The sequence below is a fragment of the Cupriavidus sp. 207A1 genome (assembly GCF_057798955.1).
In genome coordinates this window covers 120,147-135,937 of the sequence record NZ_JBYOJO010000016.1, presented here as the reverse complement: position 1 = coordinate 135,937, position 15,791 = coordinate 120,147, and the positions used below count along the sequence as shown (strand labels likewise).

Annotated in this window: 13 protein-coding genes; 9 read left to right on the top strand and 4 right to left on the bottom strand. The window is 69.3% G+C overall.

Features of this window, described 5'->3' with window-relative positions; translation table 11 throughout:
- Positions 1-4 precede the first annotated feature (4 nt).
- Entirely contained in the window at positions 5-1,480 is a 1,476-nt protein-coding gene (gspE, locus tag AC3FMM_RS25660; RefSeq protein WP_488687659.1) for a type II secretion system ATPase GspE, read from the top strand.
- Between the two features lie 15 nt (positions 1,481-1,495).
- Positions 1,496-2,713 carry a type II secretion system inner membrane protein GspF gene (gene gspF, locus AC3FMM_RS25655; protein ID WP_115678851.1) on the top strand — a complete coding sequence of 406 codons (1,218 nt, stop codon included), beginning with the start codon at positions 1,496-1,498 and terminating at the stop codon, positions 2,711-2,713.
- Positions 2,714-2,910: 197 nt separating this feature from the next.
- Here the strand turns inward: gspF and AC3FMM_RS25650 are convergent, their stop codons facing one another.
- The gene (locus AC3FMM_RS25650) at positions 2,911-4,200 is read right to left on the bottom strand and encodes an NYN domain-containing protein (protein WP_488687652.1); all 1,290 of its coding nucleotides are present in this window, start codon (positions 4,198-4,200) and stop codon (positions 2,911-2,913) included.
- Positions 4,201-4,537: 337 nt separating this feature from the next.
- Between AC3FMM_RS25650 and AC3FMM_RS25645 the strand changes: the two genes are divergently transcribed.
- Complete coding sequence (locus AC3FMM_RS25645) at positions 4,538-8,155, top strand: indolepyruvate ferredoxin oxidoreductase family protein (protein WP_488687651.1); 3,618 nt, start codon at positions 4,538-4,540, stop codon at positions 8,153-8,155.
- A 145-nt stretch (positions 8,156-8,300) separates the two neighbouring features.
- Here the strand turns inward: AC3FMM_RS25645 and AC3FMM_RS25640 are convergent, their stop codons facing one another.
- Positions 8,301-8,912 carry an HD domain-containing protein gene (locus AC3FMM_RS25640; protein WP_111521211.1) on the bottom strand — a complete coding sequence of 204 codons (612 nt, stop codon included), beginning with the start codon at positions 8,910-8,912 and terminating at the stop codon, positions 8,301-8,303.
- Between the two features lie 175 nt (positions 8,913-9,087).
- Here AC3FMM_RS25640 and AC3FMM_RS25635 point away from each other — a divergent pair, with 175 nt between their 5' ends.
- From AC3FMM_RS25635 to AC3FMM_RS25620, 4 genes are all read left to right on the top strand, one after another.
- Positions 9,088-9,438 carry a GFA family protein gene (locus tag AC3FMM_RS25635; RefSeq protein ID WP_018006114.1) on the top strand — a complete coding sequence of 117 codons (351 nt, stop codon included), beginning with the start codon at positions 9,088-9,090 and terminating at the stop codon, positions 9,436-9,438.
- A gap of 4 nt (positions 9,439-9,442) precedes the next feature.
- A complete protein-coding gene (locus AC3FMM_RS25630) occupies positions 9,443-9,862 on the top strand; it encodes a VOC family protein (RefSeq protein WP_115711204.1) in 420 nt (139 codons plus the stop codon).
- Between the two features lie 98 nt (positions 9,863-9,960).
- A complete protein-coding gene (locus AC3FMM_RS25625) occupies positions 9,961-11,250 on the top strand; it encodes an MFS transporter (protein ID WP_198036007.1) in 1,290 nt (429 codons plus the stop codon).
- Positions 11,247-12,446 (top strand): MFS transporter, encoded by a 1,200-nt coding sequence (locus AC3FMM_RS25620; protein WP_326348054.1) that lies wholly within the window; start codon positions 11,247-11,249, stop codon positions 12,444-12,446. The genes AC3FMM_RS25625 and AC3FMM_RS25620 overlap by 4 nt, the downstream gene beginning before the upstream one ends.
- Positions 12,447-12,450: 4 nt before the next feature.
- Here AC3FMM_RS25620 and AC3FMM_RS25615 read toward each other — a convergent pair whose 3' ends face one another.
- Positions 12,451-13,335, bottom strand: a complete 885-nt coding sequence (locus AC3FMM_RS25615; RefSeq protein WP_116311865.1) for a DODA-type extradiol aromatic ring-opening family dioxygenase — start codon at positions 13,333-13,335, stop codon at positions 12,451-12,453.
- Positions 13,336-13,574: 239 nt separating this feature from the next.
- On the opposite strand from AC3FMM_RS25615, the gene AC3FMM_RS25610 reads away from it, so the two are divergent.
- Positions 13,575-13,913 carry a hypothetical protein gene (locus tag AC3FMM_RS25610; protein WP_326348053.1) on the top strand — a complete coding sequence of 113 codons (339 nt, stop codon included), beginning with the start codon at positions 13,575-13,577 and terminating at the stop codon, positions 13,911-13,913.
- A gap of 77 nt (positions 13,914-13,990) precedes the next feature.
- Positions 13,991-15,301: an MFS transporter gene (locus AC3FMM_RS25605; protein ID WP_414249189.1), complete on the top strand. Its 1,311-nt coding sequence runs from the start codon at positions 13,991-13,993 to the stop codon at positions 15,299-15,301.
- 69 nt (positions 15,302-15,370) lie between these two features.
- On the opposite strand, the gene AC3FMM_RS25600 is transcribed toward AC3FMM_RS25605, so the two are convergent.
- Entirely contained in the window at positions 15,371-15,727 is a 357-nt protein-coding gene (locus AC3FMM_RS25600) for a DUF2314 domain-containing protein (RefSeq protein ID WP_488687650.1), read from the bottom strand.
- Positions 15,728-15,791 lie beyond the last annotated feature (64 nt).

Here is a 15,791-nt window from a genome sequence, read left to right as displayed (position 1 = left end):
GCCGATGGCGGCGCGGCTGGTCTCGTACGGCTTTGCGCGCGAGGCCCCGCTGCTGATCGCGCACCAGCGTCCCGACGGGCTCGAGGTGTGGGTCAGCCGCGCCACCTCGCCCACGGCGCTGGCCGAAGTGGCGCGCGTGCACGGCGCATTGCGCCTGCGCGTGCTGGAACCCGAGGCGCTGGAGCATGCCATGTCCGACGCCTATAACCGCCAGGACGGCAGCGCCGCGCAGGTGGTGGGCGAGGTCGAGGGCGAGGTCGACCTGTCGCGCCTGATGCAGGACATTCCCGCGGTGGAAGACCTGCTGGAATCCGAAGACGATGCGCCGATCATCCGCATGATCAACGCGCTGCTGACGCAGGCGGCGCGCGAAGGCGCCTCGGATATCCATATCGAGCCGTTCGAATCGTCGTCGGTGGTGCGCTTCCGCGTCGACGGCACGCTGCGCGACGTGGTGCGTCCCAAGAAGGCGCTGCACGGCGCGCTGATCTCGCGCATCAAGATCATGGCGCAGCTCGACATTGCCGAGAAGCGCCTGCCGCAGGACGGCCGCATCACGCTGCGCGTGGGCGGGCGGCCGGTCGACGTGCGCGTCTCGACGCTGCCCACCGGCCACGGCGAGCGCGCGGTGCTGCGCCTGCTGGACAAGGAAGCCGGCCGGCTGGACCTGGCCAAGCTGGGCATGGCGCCCGACACGCTGCGTGGCTTCGACCAGCTGATCCGCCAGCCGCACGGCATCGTGCTGGTGACCGGGCCGACCGGCTCGGGCAAGACCACCACGCTGTATGCCGCGCTGTCGCGGCTGGATGCGCGCACCACCAACATCATGACGGTGGAAGACCCGGTCGAGTACGACCTCGACGGCATCGGCCAGACCCAGGTCAACCCGCGCATCGACATGACCTTCGGCAAGGCCCTGCGCGCAATCCTGCGCCAGGACCCGGACGTGGTCATGATCGGCGAGATCCGCGACCTGGAAACCGCGCAGATCGCGGTACAGGCGTCGCTGACCGGCCACCTGGTGCTGGCCACGCTGCACACCAACGACTCGGCGTCGGCGGTGACGCGGCTGGTCGACATGGGCATCGAGCCGTTCCTGCTGTCGTCGTCGCTGCTGGGGGTGCTGGCGCAGCGGCTGGTACGCCGCCTGTGCCCGCACTGCAAGCGCGAGGAAGTGATCGAGGTCACGCCCGCCGAGGCCGACGTGCTGCACGCGCAGGGCAAGCCGCTGCAGACCGTGTGGCATCCGGTCGGCTGCGACAAGTGCGGCCAGTCGGGCTACCAGGGGCGCATGGGCGTCTATGAACTGCTGACGGTGGACGACGAAATCCGCACCATGATCCACCGCCAGGCGCCCGAGTCGGAGATCAAGCAGGTGGCGCTGACGCGCGGCATGCACACCATGCGCGGCGACGCGCAGCGCTGGATCGACAGCGGCGCGACCTCGCTCGAGGAAGTGCTGCGCGTCACGCGCGACTGACGCGGAGCCGCCCGCATGCCAGCTTTCCGCTATGAAGCCGCCGATGCCGCCGGCAAGACCGACCGCGGCGTGATCGAGGCCGACAGCGCGCGCCAGGCCCGCACCCAGTTGCGCGCGCGCGGGCTCACGCCGCTGACCGTCGACGCGCTGGCCGGCGCCGGCCTGGCGCCGCGCGGCGGCAGCCAGCTGTTCGCGCGCAAGCTGTCGACACAGGAGCAGGCGCTGTTCACGCGCCAGCTGGCCAGCCTGATCGTGGCCGGCCTGCCGCTGGACGAAGCGCTGGGCGCGCTGGCCGACCAGGCCGAGCGGCCCTACGTGCATGAACTGCTGGCCGGCATCCGCGCCGAAGTGATGGGCGGCAGCGCGCTGTCGGTGGCGCTGGCGCAGCATCCGCGCGATTTTCCGGACATCTACCGCGCGCTGGTCTCGGCCGGCGAGCACTCCGGCCACCTGGGCGTGGTGCTGGAGCGGCTGGCCGGCTACATCGAATCGCGCAACACGCTGACCTCCAAGATCCGGCTGGCCTTCACCTATCCGGCCATCGTCACGGTGGTGGCGTTCGCGATCGTGATCTTCCTGCTGTCGTATGTGGTGCCGCAGGTGGTGAGCGTGTTCGCCAACACCAAGCAGAAGCTGCCCACGCTGACCATCATCATGCTGTGGCTGTCGGATTTCGTGCGCAACTGGTGGTGGGCGGCGCTCGCGGTGATCGCGGTGGCCGCGTTCAGCATCCGCCGGCTGCTGAGCCAGCCCGCGGTGCGGCTGGAATGGCACCGCTGGCTGCTGACCGCGCCGCTGGTCGGCAAGCTGGTACGCGGCTACAACACTGCGCGCTTTGCCGGCACGCTGGCGATCCTGGTTTCCGCGGGCGTGCCGATCCTGCGCAGCCTGCAGGCTGCCGGCGAGACCCTGACCAACGAAGCGCTGCGCGCCAACGTCGAAGACGCCAACACCCGCGTGCGCGAAGGCGCCTCGCTGGCGCGCGCGCTGGCGGCGCAGAACCAGTTTCCGCCGGTGCTGGTGCACCTGATCCGCTCGGGCGAAGCCACCGGCAACCTCCCGGTGATGCTGGACCGCGCCGCGCAAGGCGAAGCGCAGGAACTGGAACGGCGCACGCTGTTCCTGACCAGCCTGCTGGAACCACTGCTGATCCTGACCATGGGCGTGGTGGTGCTGCTGATCGTGCTGGCGGTGCTGATGCCGATCATCGAGATCAACCAGCTGGTGCGGTAAGAGCGCTGTGCTGGCAACCAGCAACGCTCGCATTGCCTGACGCCGCTGGTGCAGGCTCCCCTCTCCCGCGAAGTGGGAGAGGGGTGGGGGTGAGGGTGGGAGCATCAACGAAGTGCAGCGCATCGGTATGCTGCCGCCTGCCCTCACCCCCTGCCCCTCTCCCGCAGGCGGGAGAGGGGAGAAAACCAGCAGCCGTTTTACTCCGCCTTCTTGCTCGGACGCTTGCGCGTCTTGCGCGCCGGCGCCGGCACCGGTGCGGCCTCGGCCTCAACCGCAGCCGGTTGCGGTTCCGCCTCTACCGTCGCCGTCAGCACGGTCGTGCCCGGCGCCGCGAACACCGACTGGTCGATCGGCCACGGCGTCTCGCTCAACGTCACCTCCGGCCGGCGCGCCGCGCGCTTGCGCGCGCTGGTGCGGCTGCCAGCCTTCGGTTGCACATCAGGCGGCACTTCGGGCTGCGGGTCCGGCTGCGGCGCCGCTTCCAGCGGCGGCACCGGTTGCGGCTCGGGCTCGGCCTGCACCGCGTCGGCCGCGACAAAGGGCGGCTCGGCTTGCGCCGGGGCTTCCAGCTCGGACGCAACCGTCTCCGGCGTGGGCAGTGGCTCGACCCCGCGGGCCGGTTCCGGCGCCGGCGCGGGTGCGGGTGCGGGCTGGCGACGCGCCGGCTCCGAGTGCTGGGCCGGCGGCTGCGGCGTGCGCTGCTGCGGCTCGCCGCCCTTGGCGCGCTTCTTCAGCCGCACCCAGATGGTCTTGTTGTTGCCGCCGTTGCGGGTCTCGACCTCGAACAGGCCGGTCGCCGCGACCAGCTCCGACAGCTTGCCGTAGCCGTAGTTGCGCGAGTCGAATTCCGGCGCCTGCTTGGCGATATGGTTGCCCATGCTGCCCAGCGCCAGCCAGCCGTCTTCGTCCGACACCGCCTGCGCCGCGTTCTGCAGCAGGCGCACCAGGCGCGAATCCTGGCGCAGCTCGCCGGTGCTGCGCTTGCGCGTGGGCGCGGCGGCGCCATCGGCCCCGTCCGCGCCGTCGGTGTCGACTTCGGCGCGCAGCACGTCGGAATAGATGAACTTGTCGCAGGCGGTGACGAACGGCTTGGGCGTCTTGCGCTCGCCAAAGCCGTACACCGTCAGGCCCTGTTCGCGGATGCGCGAGGCCAGCCGGGTGAAGTCGCTGTCGCTGGAGACGATGCAGAAGCCATCGAAGCGCCCGGTGTAGAGCAGGTCCATGGCGTCGATGATCATCGCGCTGTCGGTCGCGTTCTTGCCGACGGTGTAGCGGAACTGCTGGATCGGCTGGATCGAGTGCGACAGCAGCCGCTCCTTCCAGCCGGCCAGGTTGGGGCGAGTCCAGTCGCCGTAAATGCGCTTGACGGCGGCCACGCCGTACTTGGCGACCTCGGCCAGCAGGCCTTCGACGATGGCGGGCGCCGCGTTGTCGGCGTCGATCAGCACGGCCAGGGTCGCAGTGCCCTGGCGGGGGGAATTGGTCATGTTCGGATATTCGCTGGCAAGCCGCGCACCGGCGCGGGCGGACTAGATCGGGTTGCACCAGGATGGCAACGCAGATATGACGCACAAGAGACCGCCCGGCCAAGGCGCGGGCGATCTCGATGCAACGCAGTGTACACGCCAGGCCCTGTCGATACGGGAAATCGCGGCCATGACCGGCACGCTTTGTGCTGCATTGCAAGGTACCGCCGACTTTGTGGCGGTGCTACCATGCCGCGCAGAGACACAGCCGCTCCGGGCCTTCACAAGAGGCAACGAGGCGGTTGCCCACAACTGCAGGTTTCGGTGATCCCGACAGCACGCCCATAGAGGAGCACGCATGAATGCCCCCCTGACCTCGCCGGTCAGCGACGCCATCCGCCAGGCGCTCGCCAACGTTTCCCTCGAAGACAAATACACGCTCGAACGCGGCCGCATCTATATCAGCGGCACGCAGGCGCTGGTGCGCCTGCCGATGCTGCAGCAGGAGCGCGACCACGCCGCCGGGCTGAACACCGCCGGCTTTATCTCCGGCTATCGCGGCTCGCCGCTGGGCGCGCTCGACCAGTCGCTGTGGAAGGCCAAGAAGCACCTGGCCGCGCACAACATCGTGTTCCAGGCCGGCCTGAACGAAGACCTCGCCGCCACCTCGGTGTGGGGCTCGCAGCAGGTCAATATGTACCCCGACGCGAAGTTCGACGGGGTCTTCGGCATGTGGTACGGCAAGGGGCCGGGCGTGGACCGCACCGGCGACGTGTTCAAGCACGCCAACTCGGCGGGCTCCTCCCAGCACGGTGGCGTGCTGGTGCTGGCCGGCGACGACCACTCGGCCAAGTCCTCGACGCTGGCGCACCAGTCCGAGCACATCTTCAAGGCCTGCGGCCTGCCGGTGCTGTATCCGTCCAACGTGCAGGAGTACCTGGACTACGGCCTGCACGGCTGGGCCATGAGCCGCTACTCGGGGCTATGGGTGGCGATGAAGTGCGTGACCGACGTGGTGGAATCGTCGGCCTCGGTCGAGCTGGACCCGCACCGCGTGCAGATCGCGCTGCCGGGCGACTTCATCATGCCGCCGGGCGGCCTCAACATCCGCTGGCCCGATCCGCCGCTGGAGCAGGAGGCGCGGCTGCTCGACTACAAGTGGTACGCCGGCCTGGCCTATGTGCGCGCCAACAAGCTCGACCGCATCGAGATCGATTCGCCGCATGCGCGCTTCGGCATCATGACCGGCGGCAAGGCCTATCTGGACACGCGCCAGGCGTTGGCCGACCTGGGCCTGGACGACGCCACCTGCGCGCAGATCGGCATCCGGCTGTACAAGGTCGGCTGCGTGTGGCCGCTCGAGGCGCATGGCGCGCGCGCCTTTGCCGAGGGCCTGCAGGAAATCCTGGTGGTGGAGGAGAAGCGCCAGATCATGGAGTACGCGCTCAAGGAAGAGCTGTACAACTGGCGCGACGATGTCCGCCCCAAGGTCTACGGCAAGTTCGACGAGAAGGACAACGCCGGCGGCGAATGGTCGATCCCGCAGGGCCACTGGCTGCTGCCGGCACACTATGAGCTGTCGCCGGCGATCATTGCCAAGGCCATCGCCACGCGCCTGGAAAAGTTCGACCTGCCGGTGGACGTGCGCGCGCGCATCACCGCGCGCCTGGCCATCATCGAGGCCAAGGAAAAGGCGCTGGCCACGCCGCGCGTGGTCGGCCAGGGGAAGGACCAGCCGAAGGCCGAGCGCAAGCCGTGGTTCTGCTCGGGCTGCCCGCACAACACCTCGACCAACGTGCCCGAGGGCTCGCGCGCGCTGGCCGGCATCGGCTGCCACTACATGACGGTGTGGATGGACCGCAGCACCAGCACCTTCAGCCAGATGGGCGGCGAAGGCGTGGCGTGGATCGGCCAGGCGCCGTTTGCCGGCGACAAGCATGTGTTCGCCAACCTGGGCGACGGCACCTACTTCCATTCCGGCCTGCTGGCGATCCGCGCGTCGATCGCCGCGGGCGTCAACATCACCTACAAGATCCTGTACAACGACGCGGTGGCGATGACCGGTGGCCAGCCGGTGGACGGCCAGCTGTCGGTGCAGGATATCGCCTGGCAGGTGCACAGCGAGGGCGCGAAGCAGATCGTCATCGTCAGCGACCAGCCCGAGAAGTACAACGCGGCGATCAAGCTGCCGCCAGGCATCGACATCCATCACCGCGACCAGCTCGACCGCGTGCAGCGGGAACTGCGCGAGGTGCCGGGCTGCACCATCCTGATCTACGACCAGACCTGCGCCACCGAAAAGCGCCGCCGCCGCAAGCGCGGCACGATGGAAGACCCGCCACGCCGCGCCTTTATCAACGACGCGGTCTGCGAAGGTTGCGGCGACTGCTCGGTCAAGTCCAACTGCCTGTCGGTGGAACCGCTGGAAACCGAGTTTGGCACCAAGCGCCAGATCAACCAGTCCTCGTGCAACAAGGACTTCTCGTGCGTGAACGGCTTCTGCCCCAGCTTTGTCACGGCCGAGGGCGCGCAAGTGCGCAAGCCCGAGCAGCATGGCGTGGCGATGGACAGCCTGCCGGCGCTGCCTGAGCCGCAGCTGCCGTCGATCCGCCGCGCCTACGGCATCCTCGTGACCGGCGTCGGCGGCACCGGCGTGGTGACCATCGGCGGCCTGCTGGGCATGGCCGCGCACCTGGAGAACAAGGGCGTCACCGTGCTCGACATGGCCGGCCTGGCGCAGAAAGGCGGCGCGGTGCTGTCGCACGTGCAGCTCGCCGCGCGCCCCGACGACCTGCATGCCACCCGCATTGCCATGGGCGAGGCCGACCTGGTGATCGGCTGCGATGCCATCGTGTCGGCCTCCGACGAGGTCATCTCCAAGACCCAGGCCGGCCGCACCCGCGCCGTGGTCAACACCGCGCAAACCCCGACCGCCGATTTCATCAAGAACCCGAAGTGGCAGTTCCCGGGCCTGTCCGCCGAGCAGGACGTGCGCAATGCGGTGGGCGACAAGTGCGACTTCATCAATGCCTCCGGGCTGGCCGTGGCGCTGCTGGGCGATGCCATCTACACCAACCCGCTGGTGCTGGGCTACGCCTGGCAGAAGGGCTGGATCCCGCTGACGCTGCAGGCGCTGGAGCGCGCCATCGAGCTGAACGGGGTGGCGGTGGAAAAGAACAAGGCCGCCTTCGACTGGGGCCGCCATATGGCGCACGACCCGGAGCACGTGCTGTCGCTGAGCGGCAAGCTCAAGAGCACCGCAGAAGGCGCGGCCGTGGTCAAGCTGCCGGCGTCGACCGGCGCCCTGCTCGACAAGCTGATCGCGCGCCGCGTGGAACACCTGACGGCGTACCAGGATGCGGCTTATGCCAGCCGCTACCGCGAAGCGATCGAGCGCGTGCGCGCGGCCGAGAGCGCGCTGCTGGGCAGCGGCAAGGCCCTGCCGCTGACCGAGGCGGCGGCACGCAACCTGGCCAAGCTGATGGCGTACAAGGACGAGTACGAAGTGGCGCGTCTTTATACGGATCCAGCCTTCCTGGACAAGCTGCGCGCGCAGTTCGAGGGCGAGCCCGGGCGCGACTACCAGCTCAACTTCTGGCTGGCGCCACCGCTGAACGCGAAGCGCGACGACAAGGGCCAGCTGGTCAAGCGCAAGTTCGGCCCGTCGACGATGAAGCTGTTCCGCGTGCTGGCGAAGATGAAGGGCCTGCGCGGCGGCATCTTCGACATCTTCGGCAAGACCGAAGAGCGCCGCACCGAGCGCGCGCTGATCGGCGAGTACCGTGCCTTGCTGGATGAACTGGTGGCGGGCCTCAATGCCGCCAACTACGACACCGCCGTGGCGCTGGCCAACCTGCCGGACGATATCCGCGGCTTCGGCCACGTGAAGGAAAACAACCTGAAGGCGGTGCGCGGGCGTTGGGCGAAACTGCTGGAGCAGTTCCGGCATCCGGAGACGACGCAGCGGGCGGCGTAGCCACACTGAATCTCACCGCTGCATTCTCCCCCCGGGAGAGAGCGGGAGCTTCGGGATACGTGGCGTCTAGCCAAACCACCCCTCACCCTGCCCTCTCCCCATGCGGGGAGAGGGAAACACCATCGGTACGGGCGCGTCGGTCGGCTTACGCCTGCGCCAGCGTCGTCTCTCCCGGCTTCACATACATCGAATGCTTCGGCTGCGACAGCACCCGGCGCACCATCGGCTCGAAGAACGACAGCGGCAGCGTGTCGTAGTCGGTCATGAAGGCGGCGGCATCGTACTTGCGGCAGAACTCCGCGGTGCGCTCGAACAGTTCGGGCTGGCTGCGGTATTGCTCGCGCAGGTTGCGATCCAGGCCGAGATGATGGAAGAAGTAGTAGCCCTGGAACACGCCGTGCTTTTCCACCATCCACAGGTTCTCGGCGCTGACGAAGGGCTTGAGGATGGCGGCGGCGATATCGGGATGGTTGAAGCTGCCCAGCGTATCGCCGATATCGTGCAGCAGCGCGCAGACCACGTACTCCTCGTCCTGGCCGTCGCGGTGGGCCAGCGTCGCGGTCTGCAAGGAATGCGTGAGCCGGTCCACCGGGAAGCCACCGCAATCGCCGTCGAGCAGGCGCAGGTGCGCCAGCACGCGGTCCGGCAATGCGCGTGCGAACGGCATGAACTCGGCGGAGATGGCGGCCCAGTCCTCGCGGGTGCCGTGTTCCATATGGCTGAAGCTGGCGCGTGCAGGCGCGTGGGTGTCGCTCATGCGGGTCTCCTTTGATGGGATGGGGCGCGGTGGCCGCGCGTGTCGTTGTCTTTTGCCGGCATTGTGGCACCCGTGGCCGGACTACACTGTCAAAAACCAAACAATGTGCCGGCATATTGCGGCGCAGCAGCGTTGATGTGATCCGGTTCGCACGGCTGTATCTCAAGGAGACAACATGACCTTCAACGGAAGCTGCCATTGCGGCAACATCGCCTTCGCGGTCGAGGCCGACAGCATCCCCAGCGTGATCCGCTGCAACTGCTCGATCTGCCGCCGGCGCGGGCACCTGCTGTGGTTCGTGCCGCGCGCGACCTTCAGGCTGGAAACGCCCGAGAGCAACGCCTCCACCTACCGCTTCAACACCATGAAGATCGCGCACCGCTTCTGCCCGGTATGCGGCTGCGGCCCGTACGCGGACGGCCAGGACAAGGACGGCAAGCCGATGGCCGCGGTCAATGTGCGCTGCCTGGACAATGTCGACCTCGACAGCCTGAAGGTCATCGACTATGACGGCCTGCACCACTGACCCCATGTTCCGCATCCTCGGCATCGACCACCTGGTATTGCGCAGCGCCGATGTGGCGGCGCTGCGGCGCTTCTATGTCGACGTGCTCGGCTGCAGCGTGGAGCGCGAGCAGGCCGAGCTGGGCCTGACCCAGCTGCGCGCCGGTGCCAGCCTGATCGACCTGGTCGCGCTCGACGGTCCGCTGGGCCGCGCCGGCGGCGCCGGGCCGGGCGAGGAAGGTCGCAACCTCGATCATTTCTGCCTGCGCATCGACCCGTTCGACGCTGACGCGCTGCGCGCGCAGCTGGCGCGGCACGGTGTCGACGCGGGCGAAGTGGCGCAGCGCTTCGGCGCCGAGGGCAAGGGCCCCTCGCTGTATGTGCGGGACCCGGACGGCAACGTGGTCGAGCTCAAGGGACCGCCCACGCCGGTGACCGCACAGTAACACGGTGGCGTCCGGCGCGCCGCGCGCAGTATCGCTACAATTTGCGACTGGCCCCAGGCGCGCCGCTTCCATGGCGGCCATCCCCCGCCGGGCCCGCCATGACCACACTAGAAGCCAGTCCCGGCACGGACGCTGCCGACCACCGCCATGATGTCAGCGCGGCCCGCACCGGGCCGGCGCAGCCGGCCACGCCGCCGCGCCGGCTGGTGTGGATCCTCGGCCTGACCGAGACCATCTCCTGGGGCACGCTGTTCTTCGCCTTCACCGTCTTCATCGAGCCCATGATCGGCAGCCTGGGCTGGTCCAAGCCCTTCCTGGCGGGCGGCTATTCGCTGGGGCTGCTGGTATGGGCGCTGTGCTCGTTCGCGGTCGGCCGGCTGCTGGACCGCGCCCCGGCGCGCAAGGTAATGGGCGCGGGCTCGGTGCTGGCCGGGCTGGGCCTGCTGCTGTGGGCGTGGACGCCGTCGCAGTCCGTGTTCCTGCTGATGTGGGTGCCGCTCGGCCTGGCCATGGCGACCACGCTGTACGAGCCCGCCTTCGTCGTGCTGCGCCAGGCCTATGGCGACCAGTACCAGAAGCCGATCGTCGCGGTCACGCTGATGGCCGGCTTTGCCAGCACGATCTTCGTGCCGCTGGCGCAATGGCTGGTGCTGCATGTCGGCTGGCGCCCGACCCTGGTCGGCTTTGCCCTGCTGAACCTGCTGGTCTGCGCGCCGCTGCATGCGCGCATGCGCTACGCCCTGCATCCCTCTTACACCGGCGCTGGCGCCGGCACGGCCTCCGCCGGCGGCCGCGACATTGCCCGCGCCACGCTGCGCCAGCCGGTGTTCTGGGCGGTGGTGCTGGCCTTTACCGCGACCGCGGTGGTGGCGTCGCTGCTGGGCGCGCACCTGATCCCGATGCTGACGGAGAAGGGCATGCCGGTGGCACAGCAGCTGGCGGTCGCGGCGCTGATCGGGCCGGCCCAGGTGGCGGGCCGCATGCTGATGATGCGCGCAGGCGTGCGCCACCCGGTGCGGCTGTCGCTGCCGGTCTATGCGCTGATGAGCGCCGGGCTGCTGTGCTTTGCGCTGGGGCATGGCGCGTGGCTGATGGTGGCGGCCGTGCTGTACGGCTGCGCCAACGGTGTCAACACCATGCTGCGCGCGATGGCCATGCCGGAGCTGATCTCGCGCCACCACTACGCCACCCTCAACGGGCTGATGATGACGCCGGTACTGCTGATGCAGGCGGCGGCGCCGTGGCTGGGCGCGCTGCTGTGGCGCGCGGCCGGGGGCTACTGGCTGATGCTTTGGGTGATGCTGGCACTGGCGCTGGCCGCGCTGCTGGCCTTCGGCTACGCGCTGCACCGGCGCGGGCTGCTGCGCGTGGAGGCGGGCCACCCATGACCGGCTCCCCGGCGTCCGCCGCCGTGCTGCCCGCTGGCCGGGTCGCGCGCGCCACGCGCGGCACCATGGCGCTGTTTTTCGTCAACGGCGCTACCTTTGCCACCTGGGGCGTGCATATCCCCACCATCAAGGCACGCTTCGGCCTGTCCGACGCGATGCTGTCGCTGGCGATGCTGGCGGTGGCGGGCGGCGCCATCGTGGCGATGGGCCCGGTCGGGCGCTGGGTGGCGCGCGCCGGCAGCGCGCGCGCCTCGATGGCTGGCGGGCTGCTGTTCGCGCTGGCCACGGTGGCGATCCTGGCGATGCCGTCGTTCTGGCTGCTGCTGCCCGCGCTGCTGGTCTTCGGCATGACCAACGCGGCGTTCGATGTGGCCATGAACGCGCAGGCCGCCACGGTCGAAGCCAGCCGCACGCGGCCGGTGATGTCGTCGCTGCATGGCATGTTCAGCCTGGGCGGCATGGCGGGCGCCGGCTTTGGCGGCCTGATGCTGGCCTTGGAGGTGCCGCCGCTGGCGCATGCGGCCATGATGGCCGGCCTGACCGCGGCGGTGGCGGTGGCTACGCTGCCGGGGCTGCTCGCCGACCACCCCGTGCCGCCTTCCGCGCCCCACCATCGCGACCATGCGGTGCGGGCGCTATGGCTGCTGGGGCTGCTGGCGTTTCTGGGGCTGGTCGGTGAAGGCGCGATGTACGACTGGACCAGCGTCTATATGCGCGACGTGGCACGGGCGCCCGACGGCTGGGTCAGCCTGGGCTATGCCGCGTTCTCCGGCGGCATGGCGTGCGGGCGCTTCGGCGGCGACCGCCTGCGCGCGCGCCTGGGCGACAGGGCGACCCTGACCGGCAGTGCCTGGGTGGGCTTTGCCGGCATTGCGCTGGCGCTGGCCGTGCCGCTGCCGCTGGCCGCGCTGGCGGGCTTTGCGCTGATGGGGCTGGGCGCGGCCAATATGGTGCCGATCTTCTTTGTCGCCGCGTCGCGGCTGCCCGGCGTGGCACCGGCCGAAGCGATTGCGCGCGTGGCGCGCTTCGCCTATGTGGGGCTCTTGCTGGGCCCGGTGCTGATCGGCGGCGTGGCGCACCTGGCCAGCCTGCGCGCCGGCCTGGCGCTGGTGGCGCTGACCATGGGCTGGATCGCGCTGGCGGGAGCGCGCTCGGCGCGGCGCTACCTGCCGCCGCGTACCCCGGCCGGCCAGTAAGCCTTCAGGCCGCGGCCCGCAGCGGTGCCCCGGCGCCCATGCCCTCGAACACGAAGCTGTCCATGGCCAGCACGCCATAGGTGACCTCGTCGGCGACCCGGGACACCGTGGCCGGCTCCGGCAGCGCCGCGCGCGCGCCCTCCGGGCCGAGGGCAGCGCCCAGCGCCACATAGAAAGGCAGCAGGTGCTCGTCGGTCGGGTGTGCCCGGCGCGCATAGGGCGCCTGCGCACGGTAGTCGGCAATCAGGCGGGTGTCGCCGGTGGCCAGGGCCTGGTCCAGTGCCTCGGCCATCCACTGGCGGAACGCTTCGACATAGGGCTCGGCTGCCGGACCGTGCTGTTCACGCCGGCCGCCGCCAAACACTTCCTGCAGGTTGTGCGTGAAGCTGCCGGAGGCCAGCACCAGCACGCCTTCGTCGCGCAGCGGCGCCAGCGCCCGCCCGATCGCGATCTGGGCCTGGGGAGCCAGATATGGATTCAGCGCCAGCTGCACCACCGGCATGTCGGCATCGGGAAAGAAGTGGCGCATCGGCATCCAGGCGCCATGGTCCAGCGGGCGCTCGTCGTCGTGGCCGACAAAGCCCGCGCCGGGAATCGCCGCCGACTCGACCAGCACCTTGACCCGCGCCGCCAGTTCCGGCGAACCCGGGGCGTCGTAGCGCAGCGCGTACAACTCGCGCGGGAAGCCGCCGAAATCGTGCCAGGCCTCCTGGCGCTCGCGGCTGGTGACCGCCAGCGTGCTGTAGATCCAGTGCGCCGAAATCACCAGCACCGCATGCGGGCGCTGCGCGCGCAGCCGGGCGCCGAGCGCCTCGAACGCGGCGCCGGTGGGGCCGGGATCGATGGCCAGCATCGGCGAGCCGTGGGAGATATAGAGCGAGGGAAGCATGGCAATACCGCCTTCAAACGGTTTGTGTACTGGCTTCCAGTTTGGCAAAGAACGCCGCCGGGCGCGGCCGCGCTTTGCGGACACCTCATGCAAAAAAATTGAATCCGGGGGCCGATCCGTGGCGCGGCCCACATAACCCGCGCCGAGCCCGCACCTCGGCGGATGCAAGGGACTTATGCTGCAGCCGGAAGCCCCCTCATGCGGGCGCTCCGCAGGAAATTCCGTAACAGGAGACTAGGGTGGCATCGCGCAATCCGCGCCGCGCCGGACGGTACAACCCCATTCCGCGCCAGTGGTGGCAGCCGGGCGTCTACGGCAGCATGCCGGCCGTGGCGCTGTGGATCCTGGCGCGGCTGCCAGCCGGACTGCTGCTGTCCGTGACCGGCATGCCGGCCGCGCCGGCCTGGCTGAACCGGGCCGGAGACACGGTGTTCGTGTCGGGCTGGGTGGCCAGCGCCGTGCTGCTGTGGCTCACACGACGCCGCCTTGCCCCCGCCCCCTCGGCTTGCGCCGAGACTGTCCCCGCGAGCCCGCCAAGGCCGGAGCAGCGGGCGACTGAACCTGCACTGCCCGGCTGAAGTCGCGCGCGACGGCGCGCAGGCCTGCGATTAAGGAATCGCTTAATATGGCGATTTCCTCGCATGACCAACGCTTCATGACCGCGACTACCGTCCCCGTTCCAGAACTGACCAACGCCACCCGACGCAAGGCGATCATCGCCGCCACCATCGGCAATGGCCTGGAGTGGTTCGACTTCACCGTCTACAGCTTCTTTGCCGTCATCATCGCCAAGCTGTTCTTTCCCACCGGCAATGACCTGACCTCGTTCCTGCTCACCGTCGCCACCTTTGGCGTGGGCTTTTTCATGCGCCCGGTCGGCGCCATCGTGCTGGGCGTCTATGCCGACCGCGTCGGCCGCAAGGCGGCGCTGACGCTGACCATCCTGCTGATGGCGCTGGGCACCGCCATCATCGGCCTGGCCCCGACCTACGACCAGATCGGCCTGTGGGCCCCGGCGCTGATCGTGGTCGCGCGGCTGATCCAGGGCTTTTCCGCCGGCGGCGAAGTCGGCGGTGCCACCGCCTTCCTGATCGAGCACGCGCCCGACGCCGAGCGCGGCGCCTACGCCAGCTGGCAGCAGGCCAGCCAAGGCATTTCGTTCATGCTGGGCGCGGCCATGGGCGCACTGGTCACCAACGGCCTGTCGCCGGAACAGATCGACGCCTGGGGCTGGCGCATCCCGTTCCTGTTCGGCCTGCTGATCGGCCCGGTGGGCATGTATATCCGCTCGCACCTGCACGAGCCGCCCGAGTTCGAGGCGCGCCAGGCCGCCCGCAAGGCCGCGCAGGTGAAGTTCTCGCCGCTGTCGCAGGTGCTGCGCGACCACCCGCGCGAGGTGCTGGCCGGCCTCGGCGTGACCATCCTGTGGACGGTCTGCACCTACGTGCTGGTGTTCTACATGCCGTCGTACGCCAAGCAGCAGCTGGGCCTGCCGCTGGGCGCGACGTTCCAGTCGACCGCGCTGTGCGGCGCCATCATCCTGGTGCTGTGCCCGCTGATGGGCATGCTGTCGGACCGCGTGGGCCGCAAGCGCATGCTGGGCGTAGTGGCGCTGCTGATCGGCGTGCTCGCCTATCCGCTGTTCCACTGGCTCAACATGGCGCCGACCACGCAGACGCTGCTGCAGGTGCAGATCGTGCTGGGCATCCTGCTGGCGGCGTTTACCGGCCCGGCGCCGGCGGTGCTGGCCGAGCAGTTCCCGACCGAAGTGCGCTCCACCGGCCTGTCGCTGGCCTATAACTTCGCCGTGACAATCTTCGGCGGCTTTGCCCCGCTGATCGTGACGTGGCTGATCGAGTCGACCCAGAACAAGCTGGCGCCGGCCTACTATGTGATCGCCGCCGCCGTGGTCAGCTTTGTCGCGCTGGTGTTCATGCACGACCGGACCGGCAAGCGGCTGGCCTGAGCGCGCCGCGCGTCTTCATCGAAAAAGCCAGCCGCGAGGCTGGCTTTTTTGTGGCCGGCTGGCGGTCGCTCAAGCGTCTTCGTCGCCCTCCCGATAGATATGGATCACGTGCCGGGCCTCGAAACACAGCGGCATGCCGGGATTCATCTCGTCGGTGCAGTACGGCTGGTTGTCGAGTTCGCCGGTATAGAGCGCGCCTTCGCGCCCGGTCACATTGACCCACATCCGCTCGACGTGGACTTCCTCGTTGCCACCCTCGTCGGCGACGAGGATGCGGAAGATCAGCTTGGCCTGCTGGCCCGCGGCAAGCGCGTCGCGTTCGGCGCGCGGCGGCAGCCAGAAGGTGTCGGGGTGGGCGGCCGCGATGGGCTCGGCGTCGTCGAGCTCCCATCCGTCCTCGTCCAGGGTGGTCAATCGCATGTCCATTTTCAGCCTTCCGCAATCTCTCAGGTGCGGGCATGATCGCAGCAAATGCGCCGGCCGGCGAGAG